This window comes from Pseudonocardia yunnanensis, from assembly GCF_039534065.1.
Classification (GTDB): domain Bacteria; phylum Actinomycetota; class Actinomycetes; order Mycobacteriales; family Pseudonocardiaceae; genus Pseudonocardia; species Pseudonocardia yunnanensis.
Genome location: NZ_BAAAUS010000008.1, coordinates 286,632 through 298,636, shown reverse-complemented (window position 1 = coordinate 298,636; position 12,005 = coordinate 286,632). Strand labels below are relative to the sequence as shown.

Annotated in this window: 11 protein-coding genes; 3 read left to right on the top strand and 8 right to left on the bottom strand. The window is 69.4% G+C overall.

The window, feature by feature from the left end; genetic code table 11:
- Positions 1-379: 379 nt before the first annotated feature.
- Together ABD743_RS12625 and ABD743_RS12620 are read right to left on the bottom strand one after the other, a co-directional pair.
- Positions 380-769, bottom strand: coding sequence for a hypothetical protein (locus ABD743_RS12625; RefSeq protein ID WP_344721993.1), 390 nt, complete (start codon positions 767-769; stop codon positions 380-382).
- A gap of 574 nt (positions 770-1,343) precedes the next feature.
- Positions 1,344-1,733, bottom strand: coding sequence for a hypothetical protein (locus ABD743_RS12620; protein ID WP_344721991.1), 390 nt, complete (start codon positions 1,731-1,733; stop codon positions 1,344-1,346).
- 1,286 nt (positions 1,734-3,019) lie between these two features.
- On the opposite strand from ABD743_RS12620, the gene phoH2 reads away from it, so the two are divergent.
- Complete coding sequence (gene phoH2, locus ABD743_RS12615) at positions 3,020-4,357, top strand: RNA 5'-3' helicase PhoH2 (protein ID WP_344721989.1); 1,338 nt, start codon at positions 3,020-3,022, stop codon at positions 4,355-4,357.
- Between the two features lie 59 nt (positions 4,358-4,416).
- Here the strand turns inward: phoH2 and ABD743_RS12610 are convergent, their stop codons facing one another.
- A complete protein-coding gene (locus ABD743_RS12610; protein ID WP_344721987.1) occupies positions 4,417-5,382 on the bottom strand; it encodes a quinone oxidoreductase family protein in 966 nt (321 codons plus the stop codon).
- Positions 5,383-5,467: 85 nt separating this feature from the next.
- Between ABD743_RS12610 and ABD743_RS12605 the strand changes: the two genes are divergently transcribed.
- A complete protein-coding gene (locus ABD743_RS12605; RefSeq protein WP_344721985.1) occupies positions 5,468-6,061 on the top strand; it encodes a TetR/AcrR family transcriptional regulator in 594 nt (197 codons plus the stop codon).
- Between the two features lie 47 nt (positions 6,062-6,108).
- Here ABD743_RS12605 and ABD743_RS12600 read toward each other — a convergent pair whose 3' ends face one another.
- The 5 genes from ABD743_RS12600 to ABD743_RS12580 form a co-directional block, all read right to left on the bottom strand.
- Positions 6,109-7,548 (bottom strand): GuaB1 family IMP dehydrogenase-related protein, encoded by a 1,440-nt coding sequence (locus ABD743_RS12600; RefSeq protein ID WP_344721983.1) that lies wholly within the window; start codon positions 7,546-7,548, stop codon positions 6,109-6,111.
- 109 nt (positions 7,549-7,657) lie between these two features.
- A complete protein-coding gene (locus ABD743_RS12595) occupies positions 7,658-8,497 on the bottom strand; it encodes an SAM-dependent methyltransferase (protein ID WP_344721981.1) in 840 nt (279 codons plus the stop codon).
- 153 nt (positions 8,498-8,650) lie between these two features.
- Positions 8,651-10,168, bottom strand: a complete 1,518-nt coding sequence (locus tag ABD743_RS12590; protein ID WP_465270067.1) for an ATP-dependent DNA ligase — start codon at positions 10,166-10,168, stop codon at positions 8,651-8,653.
- A 31-nt stretch (positions 10,169-10,199) separates the two neighbouring features.
- Positions 10,200-10,595 carry a type II toxin-antitoxin system death-on-curing family toxin gene (locus tag ABD743_RS12585; protein ID WP_344721979.1) on the bottom strand — a complete coding sequence of 132 codons (396 nt, stop codon included), beginning with the start codon at positions 10,593-10,595 and terminating at the stop codon, positions 10,200-10,202.
- The gene (locus tag ABD743_RS12580) at positions 10,592-10,798 is read right to left on the bottom strand and encodes a ribbon-helix-helix domain-containing protein (protein ID WP_344721977.1); all 207 of its coding nucleotides are present in this window, start codon (positions 10,796-10,798) and stop codon (positions 10,592-10,594) included. The genes ABD743_RS12585 and ABD743_RS12580 overlap by 4 nt, the downstream gene beginning before the upstream one ends.
- Before the next feature lie 237 nt (positions 10,799-11,035).
- Between ABD743_RS12580 and ABD743_RS12575 the strand changes: the two genes are divergently transcribed.
- Entirely contained in the window at positions 11,036-11,986 is a 951-nt protein-coding gene (locus ABD743_RS12575; protein ID WP_344721975.1) for a phosphate/phosphite/phosphonate ABC transporter substrate-binding protein, read from the top strand.
- The last annotated feature ends 19 nt before the right edge of the window (positions 11,987-12,005 follow it).

The window sequence follows — 12,005 nt, the reverse complement described above, 5'->3', positions numbered from 1 at the left end:
TCCCTACTTCTATCGTGTGAAGCGATCACTCTGTGTTTGGTTACGCCTTCTTTTGGACACGTTTCTGTGGGCGATTCGTCGAGTGGAGAACGGCATTGTTGTACGGTGTGTCACCGCGATTCACTCGCCAGAGCCCGTATCCTTTTTGCGGCGTGCGCGGTGTGACTGCGTCCGCGGGGCGTACCGTCGGGAAGACGCTGCGGGTCGGCCTCAGCCGCGCAGATGTTCCGGCGTGCGGGTGCTGGACCGGGCCGGCCGCGGCCTGCCGCACCGCCGCGGAAGAGAAGTCGAGGCCCAGTGTTGCAGAGGGCGGCGTGCAGAAGCGGGCCCGGACCGTGTCGGTCCGGGCCCGCTTCTGCGGCTCGAGATCAGGCGAAGATCACCCGTTGAGCGAGCGCTGAATAGAGGTGTCGTTGTCCGTGCTGTTGTCCTCGAAGGTGATGTTGTTGCAGCTTGCGATCGGAGCGATGGCCTGAATCGGCGCGGTGACCGGGGCGACCACCTGAGACAGCGCGTTCGCCGCCGCGCCGAGCAGTGAGAAGGAGTTCGAGGTGCCCGCATTGTCGTTGGTGACCGCTGCGTCGTTACCCATGTAGCACGCGGCCCCGTCGTACTCGGAGTCGACGTCGACGACCCGGACCGACGCGTTGTCGTTCCCGCGGTCCGAGCCGCGGTCGGAATCTCCCTTGTCTCCCGCGAAGGCCAGTGGGGCCACGGCGAGCAGACCGGCAGTGGCCGCAGCCACGACAATTCCAGCCTTCTTCAGCACAGTTCATCTCCTGTTGAGTCATCGGAGCCGACCGGAGCCGATCCCCATTCAGAGCCAGCGGTGTGATGGGGGGAGCCCTCGCTGACTGCCGAAAATGTAGCGGCCGGGGCGGAGCTGAAACAAATTCCGTAACACGATCGTGTGAACCAATTACGCAGCGTTTTGGTTACGCCTTCTTTTGGGGGGCTTCAGGAGTCGGTGCTTCGGGTGGATCGTGATTCTGCCGCACGATGCGTGACTGCTCATCACCCGCACGGTCGCGTATCCTTTTTGCTGCATACGCAGCGTGTTCGTCCTTCGGAGGCATGCCGCAGCGGATGGGCCTGCGAAATCGTGCGACTCGTGCAGACGTGCCGTCGCGCTGGAGAACCGAGTCGGGCCGGTGGCATCCGGCTGATCACCGTGGTGCGCCGATCGATCTGGTCGGCCGGCGGAGTGACCGGCGCCGTATCGGCCGCACGGCTGCACCGTCTTTTCGCCAGCGGGCTTCTCGTAGGGCAAGCGTCGGGCATGAAGAGGGGCCCGGACCGACACGGTCCGGGCCCCTCTTCAGCGGGTTGCCGTCAGGCGAGGGTCACTCGTTGAACGACCCTTCGACTGCGGTGTCGTTGTCCGTGCGGTTGTCCTCGAAGGTGAGGTTGTCGCAGGCCCCGACCGGGGCCAGCGTCTCAACCGGCGCAAAGGCCGGGGTGAACGTCTGGGTCAGGGCGCCCGCCGCCGCGCCGAGCAGCGCGAGGGTGTTCGCGGTGCCCGCGTTCTGGTTGGCGGCCTCCGAGTAGTTCCCGTAGTCACACGTGGCCCCGTCGTACTCGGAGTCGACGCCGACGTATCCGACCGACTCGCTGGAGCTCCCGCGGTCCGCGCGGTCGTTGGAGTCGCCCCTGTCTGCCGCGAAGGCCAATGGGGCCACGGCGAGCAGACCGGCTGTGGCCACGGCCACGACAATTCCAGCCTTCTTCAACACAGTTCATCTCCTGTTGTGTCATCGGAGCCGACCGGAGCCGATCCCATTCAGAGTCAGCGACATGACGGGGAGCCATCGCTGATCGAGCGGAAAGCTAGCGGTTGGGCCAGGCCTGCAACAATTTGGTTACGACTATCGTGTGAATTGATAACGTTACGTTTGGTTACGCCTTCCTTCGGGGGTGTTCTGGAGCGTGCTCTCCGGCTGGAGTGGGGGTTCGACTCACAATGTGTGAGCACTTATCACCTGGAAAGTACGTACCCTTCCGGCCACGGAAGCGTTTGCACGGCCCTGCAGGTGAGGCCGCTCGGCGCTCCGGGACGCTGTTGAGGCGCTTTCCCGTGACGCTTGTCGGAGTCTATGAGGGCTGGTCTCCTCCATGATCAGCGTTTGGGGCGGGGCGCCGTGTTATCTGCGGTTGGGGGGTCCGTTCCGGCGATCATGGGTTCGCGGGCTGGGCTGGGCCGGTGGGCGAGTGGCCCGTTCATCCGGATCTATCGCGCGAATGGGCCGCTCGTCGGAGCCGGAGCGGACCCGATGCGGACCGGCGCTCGCGTGCCCGAGCTCGTTGGCTGAGGGCTTGCATGCGCGGTTCCCGACGCATCGGAGACCCCGGATGCCGACGAGTCGGGCAGTTCTCGGAGGCGTGCTCGGTGGCGGGCGCGCCGGCTGGACCGCCCATCGGGCCAGGCGCCGAACGATCGGGCCTCTCGTCCAATAGGTCTGCTCGGACGGCCCGCTCGCTCGGTCTGTCGGAACTCCGGTCCGGCGATCCTCACCCCGGTGAGGGAGGTCTGCGCCGGTTGCTCCATTTGGCTGGCCGGGCCCTGGCCAGAGCCATGTAGCCCGACCGCCCTTCTAGCAGCGGAACTTCGCGAATCAGGCGAAAGTGCCAAAGATCACGACAGACGGTGGCCTCTCATCGGTAAGTGGTAGGCCGTTACGGGAGATCTTGCCGTTAGCGGACGACTCGACACGGTCTTGCTGTTGACCGGACCGGGGTGACCGCCGGTAGCGTTCTCATCAGCGGGCCGTACCCCATGCGGACCGCTCGGGAGGCCCTGGTCGTGGTGTCACTTGCACCCGAGGGGGCCGGCACCCGGCCCTCGCGGGCGTGGACGGCGGCGAACGTCAGGCCGCCGGAAACGCCCGGGCCAGGGCCGGCCGGCCCACCGGTGACGTGGGCGCGGTGCCGCGCCCACCAGGGAGCAATCGTCGGCCGCTCATCCCGAGTCGCCTCTGACGACTCGGGGTTCGGCTGAGACGAGCGCTAGCGAGGAGCCTTCGTGACCGACCGTCGTACTGCCCCCGCTTCGCACACGACCCGCTGCTACGTCCTCGACACCTCGGTACTGCTCGCCGACCCGTGGTCGATGACCCGGTTCGACGAACACGAGGTCGTCCTGCCGTTGGTGGTCATCTCCGAACTGGAGGGCAAGCGGCACCACCCGGAGCTCGGTTGGTTCGCCCGCACAGCACTGCGCATGCTCGACGAGCTTCGTATCGAGCACGGTCGTCTGGACGCCCCGGTGCCGATCGGTTCAGCGGGCGGCACGCTGCACGTCGAGCTGAACCACACCGACCCGGAGGTGTTGCCGGCCGGATTCCGCACCGACTCGAACGACAGCCGCATCCTCGCCTGCGCGCTGAACCTGGCCGCTGAGCGCAAGCTCGAAGGCCGGGGAGCGGTGGTGCTGGTCAGCAAGGACATGCCGCTGCGGGTGAAGGCCGCTGCTGTCGGGCTGCAGGCCGACGAATACCACGCCCTCGACGTGGTGCCGTCGGGGTGGACCGGCATGACCGACCTCGACGTGACGTCTGCGGACGTGGACGCCCTGTTCCGGGACGGAGTCATCGACCACGACGCTGCTCGTGACCTGCCGTGCAACACCGGTCTGCGGCTCACGGGTGGCGGTTCGGCGGCGCTCGGTCGCGTCACGGCGGACAAGCGGGTACGACTGATCCGCGGTGACCGCGAGGCATTCGGTCTGCACGGACGCTCCGCCGAGCAGCGGGTTGCCCTGGACCTGCTCCTCGACCCCGAGGTCGGGATCGTCTCCCTCGGCGGCCGGGCCGGCACCGGAAAGTCGGCGCTCGCGCTCTGCGCGGGCCTGGAAGCCGTGATGGAGCGCCAGCAGCACCGCAAGGTGGTGGTCTTCCGTCCGCTCTACGCCGTGGGTGGGCAGGAGCTCGGCTACCTGCCGGGCAGCGAGAGCGAGAAGATGGCGCCGTGGGCGCAGGCCGTCTTCGACACGCTCGGCGCGCTGGTCAGCCAGAACGTGCTGGAGGAGGTCATCGCCCGCGGCATGTTGGAGGTGCTGCCGCTCACGCACATCCGCGGTCGCTCGCTGCACGACAGCTTCGTGATCGTCGACGAGGCGCAGTCGCTGGAGCGCAACGTGCTGCTCACGGTGTTGTCGCGGCTGGGCACGGCGTCCCGCGTGGTGCTGACCCACGACGTCGCGCAGCGCGACAACCTCCGTGTTGGGCGGCACGACGGCGTGGCGGCGGTGATCGAGAAGCTGAAGGGCCACCCGCTCTTCGCGCACGTGACGCTCACCCGCAGCGAGCGCAGCCCGATCGCCGCGCTCGTGACCGAGATGTTGGAGGGTCCGGCCGCCTGATGCGGTCCTGACGGAGAGGCGCCCTCCCGCCGTTGGCGGCGGTGGGAGGGCGCTGTTGTTCAGGGGACGAGCACGAGCTTGCCGCGCGCCGCCCGGGATTCGATGTGCCGATGGGCCTCCTCGGCGTCCTCGAGGGTGAATGTGCGGTCGATCGAGGGCGTGAGCATCCCGTCAACAGCAAGTGTGAGCGCCCGGCTGCGCCCGGTCGTCACACGCTCCATCCAGCCTGCGCCGCCGCAACCCGTCAGGGTCAGCCCGCGGGCCAGCAGGTCCATCGGTGCGATGTCCGGTGGGCCCGCGAGCAACCCGTAGAGCAGGATCCGGCCGGCGCCGGGTGTCATCGCGTCGAGGTGGCGCGCTGTCGTCGCGCCGCCGATCGAGGTGAAGGCCAGGTCGACCGTCGCGCCCGCGGCCTCGGTGACCTGGTCGGGCCAGTCCGGATCGGTGTGGTCGAGCACGACGTCCGCGCCCGCTTTCAGTGCGAGGTCACGTTTGGCGGCGCCGCCGGCGGTCGCGACGATCCGCCGCACGCCGTGCGCCCGCATGAGCTGGGTGACGTATCCACCGATGAGCCCACTCGCGACCTCCACGAGCACGGTCTCCTCGTGCTGGCCCTGCCCTGCGACGCACAGTGCCAGTGCGACCGATCCCTGCAGCGCGAGTGCGACGGCGTCGGGGCTGCTCAGCGTCTCGGGGATCGGCGTGATCGCCGAGGCCGGCACGGCGACCCGCTCGGCGTACGTGCCGCCCTGGGAGGTGTCGACGGCGACGACGCGCTGCCCGATCAGCCCGGGGTCGGTGCCCTCGCCCACTGCCTCGACCGTGCCCGCCGCCTCGAAGCCGAATACCGCGGGCAGCGGCACCGGCATCGGGAAGGCGCCCGTGCGCATGGCTGTCTCGTGGTAGCTGACGCCTGCGGCTTCGACGCGGAGGAGCACCTGGCCGGCCCCTGGGACGGGCTCGGGGACGTCTTCCAGCCTCAGTACCGCAGGCCCTCCGTGCTCGTGCATGACAATGGCGCGCATTGGTTCCCTTGCTCGTGGACTAACTGGACCGCTGGTCAAGATCGAGCGTACTGGACCGGAGGTCCACTTTTCTAGGAGGTCCTACGTGCGTGAACGTGCCGACGCTGCCCGGAACCGGCGCTTGATCCTCGCGGCGGCCGAGGAGCTACTCGCCGTTCACCGTCCGGATCAGGTCTCGGTGGAGCAGGTCGCAGCGGCCGCCGGTGTAGGCAAGGGCACCGTCTTCCACCGGTTCGGCAGCCGCAGGGGACTGATGGTTGCGCTCGCCGAGCAGCGGGCCTTCGCGATGCACGAGGCAGTGCTCTCCGGGCCACCGCCACTCGGGCCGGGCGCCTCGCCCCGCGAGCGGCTCCTGGCCTTCCTCGACGCGATCGTCGAGCTGGTCTCGCGCAACATCGGCCTGATGGCGGCGCTCGACCACGCGACCGTCACGCACCGGACGGAGGATGAGCAGGACGGCCCACATCCACTGCACGTCTTCTGGCACGGGCACATCGCCGGGCTCCTCGCGGAGTCCCGTCCCGACCTCGACGCCGAGCTGCTCGCCCACATCCTGCTGGGCGGGCTGCGCAGCGACGTCGTGGTGCAGCTCGTGACGTCGGGCGAGACCGCGCGCCTTGCCGCGGCGCTGCGCACCACGGCGACAGCGCTGCTGGACACCCCGACCGACGGGGCATGAACCTCGGAGCGGCTACGAGTGCCTCCGCCCTCGTAGCCCGCCACCCGTCACAAACCGTGCGGTGTGCCTTCGATGAAGCCCGCCATCGTCTGCACGCCCACCACCGCTCGCTCGTGGAAGTCGTCGAGAGTGCGTGCGCCCGCGTAGGTGCACGCCGAGCGGACGCCGGAGCAGATGCCGTCGAGGACGTCCTCCACGCCGGGACGGGCCGGGTCGAGGAGCTGCTTCGAGCTCGAGATGCCCTCCTCGAACAGGGCCTTGCGGGCCCGCTCGAAGCTGCCCTCGTCGCGGGTCCGAGCGCCGACCGCGCGCTTGGACGCCATCCCGAACGACTCCTTGTAGGGCTGCCCGTTCTCGTCGCGCAGCAGGTCGCCCGGTGACTCGAAGGTGCCGGCCAGCCAGGAGCCGATCATCACCGCGGACGCGCCGGCCGCGAGGGCGAGGGCGACGTCACGAGGATGACGCACTCCGCCGTCGGCCCACACCCTGACGCCGTGGTCGCGTCCGGCCTCGGCGCATTCGAGCACCGCGGAGAACTGCGGTCGCCCGACGCCCGTCATCATCCGCGTGGTGCACATCGCACCCGGGCCGACGCCGACCTTGATGATGTCGGCCCCCGCCTCCGCAAGGTCGCGCACGCCCGCAGCCGTCACCACATTGCCTGCCGCGATCGGGACCGCCGAGCCCGCACCGGCGACGACCTTCCGTACGGCCCGCAGGGCGTCGAGCATCTTGTCCTGGTGGCCGTGGGCGGTGTCGACGACGACCACGTCCACCCCCGCCTCCAGCAGTGCCTCCGTCTTGACCGCGACGTCACCGTTGATGCCGACCGCCGCCGCGGTGCGCAGCCGCCCCCGGGCGTCGAGCGTGGGGGAGTAGATCGCCGCGCGCAGCGCCCCGAGCCCGGTGAGCAAGCCTGCGAGGCGGCCGTCCGCGTCGAGGCCGAGGGCCACCCGCCGCGTGCCGAGCGCGTCGAACACCTCACGAGGCGGCGTGTCGAGCGGCAGCGTGAGCGGCGAGGGGTCGAGCACGTCTCCGAGCCGCGTGAAGCGGTCGACGCCGGTGCACGCGCCCTCGTCGACCGTGCCGACCGGGCGCCCGTCCCCGTCGACCACGACGATCGCGCCGTGAGCCCGCTTGGACAGCAGGTTGAGCGCATCGGCCACGGCGTCGGCGGGCGTGAGCACGAGCGGCGTGTCCCAGACGGGATGCCGGGCCTTGATCCAGGCGACGATCTCGGCGACCGCGTCGGAGGCCACGTCCTGCGGCAGCACGGTGAGCGCGCCCCGGCGGGCGAGCGTCTCGGCCATCCGCCTGCCGGCGACCGACGTCATGTTGGCCGCGATGACCGGAACCGTGGCGCCCGAGCGGTCGGCGGTGGTGAGGTCGACGTCGAACCGCGACGCCACGGATGACCTGCCTGGAACGAGGAACACGTCGTCGTAGGTCAGGTCGTGGTGGGGCTCTTTGCCCTCGAGGAATCGCACGAAACGGCAACGCTACGCGCGTACGGCGCATTGCGCTTCCCGTCGTGCGCCGGATCGACTGCTGCGGTCTCGTCGCCGCACGTCACAGCGGTGGCGACGGTGCCTGGTCTCAGCGCTTGCGGCCCATTGCAGCGGCGAAGAGCGTGTGCACCGCGCTGTCGACGGGCGTCTCCTCGTCGGGGCGCCAGTCGTTGGCGTAGACCAGGCCGGGCTCGATCAGGTCGAGCCCCTCGTTGAACCGGCGTAGCTCCGCCCAGGTGCGGAAGCGACCCGTGCCGAGTCCGCCTTCGAGGAACGCCCTCTCGAGCTCCTTGGCCCGTGGCTCGTCGTCGTCGACGAAGTTGGCGAGCAGGAGGTAGGCGCCGGGGTTCAGCCGCGCCTTGAGCGCCTCCGCCGTGACCAGAGCGTCCTCATCGTGCAGGTGATGCAGGATGCTCACCGCCAGCACCGCGTATGGCTTGTCGTAGTCGATGAAGTCGCGGGTGGTGGGGTTGTCGAAGATGGCGTCGGGGTCACGGATGTCGGCGGTGATCACGGTGGTGCGCTCCTCGTCGGCGAGCAGCGCGCGGCCGTGCGCGAGCACGATCGGGTCCTTGTCGACGTAGACCACGTGGACGCTGGGGTCGACGCGATGGGCGATCTCGTGCACGTTGCCCACGGTGGGCAGGCCCGAGCCGATGTCGATGATCTGGCGGATGCCGACGTCGGCGACGAGGTGCTTCACCGTGCGGCGGATGAGGTCCCGGCCGGATCTCGCGAGGTCGCCTGTCTCGGGCACTGCGGCGTAGAGCGCGTCGGAAGCGCGTCGGTCGACCTCGAAGTGGTCCTTGCCTCCGAGGATGAAGTCGTAGGCACGGGCGACGGAGGGGATGTTCAGGTCGATCTCCGGAGGCGGCACCGTGCCGTCCAGCCCGCGGTTCTCCGTGGAGGGTGCCCGGTCGAACTTCACGCTTTTCCTCCAACTGACGCATCGAGCCGGCGCCCAGCCCCGGCGCCGGAGCGGCTGCCCGCTCGATGCTGATCATGCACTGTTCTCATACCTCAGCGCACGCGCTGGGCGGATTTGTTCAGTAGAACGTTGCGGGTCGCCGGTCGCCGAGCGTCAGTCGCGCAGGAGCGCGCGGACGGTGTCGATCGAGTCGGCCTCCGCGGGAGTCTTGTCCGGGCGGTAACGCAGCACCCTGGCGAACCGCAGCGCCACACCACCCGGGTAGCGAGGGCTGCGTTGGGCGCCGTCGAGCTCGATCTCGACGACGAGCTCGGGCCGCAGCAGCACCACGTGGGCGGACTGCTCCCGTGCGAGGGCCGGGAACGTGCTGGTCTGCCAGGCCAGCAGCTCGTCGGTCATGCCCTTGAACGTCTTGCCGACCATGATCGGCTCGCCGCCGTCGGGATCGCGGGCACCCAGGTGGATGTTCGAGAGCTGGTTGGAGCGGCGGCCATGGCCCCACTCCGCACCGAGCACGACGAGGTCGAGCGTGTGGACCGGCTTGACCTTCTGCCACGCCCGGCCGCGGCGGCCGGCGGCGTAGGGCGCGTCGAGCGACTTGACCATGACGCCCTCGTGGCCGGCCGCGATGGCCTGGTCGAGGAGCGCGGCGGCCTCTTCGCCGGTGGGGGCCACCAGACCGGGCATGCGGTGGCCGCCGACGGCGGTGTCGAGGGCGTCGAGCCGCTGCGCGAGCGGTGCGTCGAGCAGGTCGGTGCCGTCGAGGTGCAGGCAGTCGAAGAAGAACGGTTGGAGCAACAGTTCGCCCGCCGCCGCACCGAACCGGCTCATCGTCTCCTGGAACGGGCGGGGACGGCCGTCGTCGCGCAACGCGAGTGTCTCCCCGTCGAGCACGACCGAACGGCACGGCAGCGATCGCACCAGCTCGACGAGCTCCGGGACGCTCGAGGTGATCTCGCGCAACGTACGGGTCCAGACCCGTACGTCGTGGCCCTCGCGGTGCACCTGGATGCGAGCGCCGTCGAGCTTGTACTCGACGCTCGCGCGCGGCCCGATCTCGGCGAGTGCGGCATCGAGAGTGTCGGCGGGCGAGGCGAGCATGGGCCGCACCGGCCGCCCGACCTGCAGCGAGACGGCATCGAGACCCGCGACGCCTTCGGTGAGCGCGAGCCGGGCTGTGGCAGGCAGCTGCCCGGAGAGCATGAACGCGCGCCGGACCGCCGCCGCGGGCACCTCGGCCGCCGCGGCGATGGCCTCCAGCATCACGCCTTCCAGAGCGCCCTGACGCAGCTCCCCGGTGAGCAGCCGGCGCAGGAACGATTGCTCGTCGGCGGTGGCGGCGCCGAACAGCTCGGCGAGCAGCGCGGCTCGGCGCGCCGTGGAGCCGGCGCCGGTGGTGGCTGCCAGTGCGTCGAGGGTGGCGTCGACCGCGGCGACCTCCAGCCCAGGCTCGGCCGCCGGCGCTGCGTCGATCGCGACGAGGGTGCGCCAGCCGGTGCCGAGACGGTTCTGCCGTGGCTCACCCGCCAGCCACGCTGTGGCCGGCTCGACCTCGTCGCCCTCGGCCCGGCGCAGGAGGGCGGCGAGCGTGGCCGCCTTGGCGGTGCGGGAGCGCGTGGCTCCCACCTCCGCTGATGCGGCGACGACGTCGGCGAGCAACACGTGGCCCATCCTGACAGCGCACACCGACATTCCGCGCCCGTTACGAGGACGCCCTCGGCTCGGTGGCGCGGACGAGCTCCTGCCTGATGTGGTCGACGTCGTCCAGCGGCGCGTTCCTCGCGGCGACCCCGACGACCAGCCGGAAGATCTCGTCGTCGGTTGCGACCACGTCATACCCGTTGATCCACAAGAAGGTCGCAGTGGCAAGCCACCCCAACCGCTTGTTCGCGTCGACCAGGCCGTGATTGCTCACCAGCGACTGCAGTAGCGCGGCCGCCTTGCCGTGCAGGCTCGGATACGCGTCCTTCCCGAACACGGTGGCCTGATGGCGCGCCAGCGCGGACTCCAGCAGCCCGTAGTCACGCACCTCGGGTCTGCCCGCGACAGCATGCCGCGCGATCTGCATCAGTGACTCGAGCGTGAGGAATTCCGTCACGCCTTACCGAGCCGGTCGAGCAGCTCCTCGTAGCGCGGCGTGAGTACGTCGAGCGCGCCGTGAACCCGGGACAGGTGCGCGTGGCGGGCGATGTACTCACGCACGGCTTCGCGGGCGACGTCCTGCATGGAGCGGTGCTCGATCTCGGCCTGCATCCGCAGGGCCTCGGACTCGTCGTCCGTGAGCCGGAGTGTCATGGCCATATGCGGATGATACCACTATGATACCGACGAGCGGGAGGTGGCGCGAGCACGCCGAAATGAGCGGGCATGGGTTCGGAAGCGTCGGTCCTCGTTCCGCTCCGCGCAATCCGCCGGACCGCCCGCCAGCACAACCGGCTCGGACGCTCGGCCCATGCCGGAAGTCCGGGCGACCCCGAATCGAATTGTCCTTCCTCTGCCGCCATCGACCCCCTGTGAACAGGGAGGTCACCGACTGCGATGAATCGCACCCTCCGTCGCGCGTTGCCAGCCGTGGCCGCTGTGCTCCTCGCATTTCTGGCCGGTTGTGGCGCGAGCGCCTCCACCACCGCCCAGAGTGGAGCGGGAGGTTCCGACCCGGACACGCTCGTGTTCTCCGCGGTGCCCGGAGAACAGACGACGCGGATCCAGCAGCGCTACGCGCCCGTCCTCGACATGCTCTCCAAGGTCACCGGGAAGAAGATCGAGTTTCACCAGGCCACGAACTATGCGGCCGTGATCGAGGCGCAGCTCGCCGGGCAGGTCCAGATCGCCGAGTACGGCCCGCTCTCGTACGTGCTCGCCAAGGAGCAGGGCGCCGACATCACGGCTGTCGGCGCCTCGATCGACCACAAGGGCGAGTCGCCCGGCTACCACTCCTACGGGATCACGAAAGCCGGGTCACCGATCACGTCGATCAAGGACTACGCCGGAAAGAAGATCTGTTACGTCGACCCGGATTCGACGTCCGGATTCCTGTATCCGTCGGCGGAGCTGCTCCGGAACGGGATCAACCCGATGACGGGTGTGCAACCGATCTTCGCCGGTGGGCACGACGCATCCGCGCTCGAAGTTCTTTCCGGACGATGTGACGCCGGGTTCGCCGACGACTCGATGGTCGACACGGTTCTGCCGCAGTCGGGTCAGCTCAAGCCCGGGCAGCTGAACATCCTCTGGCGCTCCGACGTCATCCCGGGCTCGCCGGTGGCGATCAGCAACTCGCTCTCGCCTCAGCTCAAGACGGAGCTGATCGACGCCTTCCAGAACAAGGCGAACATCGACTACCTGAAGGCCAACGGCTTCTGCGGGCAGGACTGCGCGTTCGGGGCGAGCGGTACGTGGGGGTACGCACCGGTCGACGACGCGTTCTACAACCCGATCCGACAGGTCTGCGCGGTCACCAAGAACAAGAACTGCACAACAGGATCCTGATCTCGGACGGCCGCCGCCA

What these genes read in the sequence shown, in the direction of transcription:
- ABD743_RS12610 (WP_344721987.1), bottom strand. Translation starts at nt 5,382, where the DNA reads ATGCGCGCCATTGTCATGCACGAGCACGGAGGGCCTGCGGTACTGAGG.
- ABD743_RS12590 (WP_465270067.1), bottom strand. Translation starts at nt 10,168, where the DNA reads ATGGGCCACGTGTTGCTCGCCGACGTCGTCGCCGCATCAGCGGAGGTG.
- ABD743_RS12580 (WP_344721977.1), bottom strand. Translation starts at nt 10,798, where the DNA reads ATGGCCATGACACTCCGGCTCACGGACGACGAGTCCGAGGCCCTGCGG.
- ABD743_RS12575 (WP_344721975.1), top strand. Translation starts at nt 11,036, where the DNA reads ATGAATCGCACCCTCCGTCGCGCGTTGCCAGCCGTGGCCGCTGTGCTC.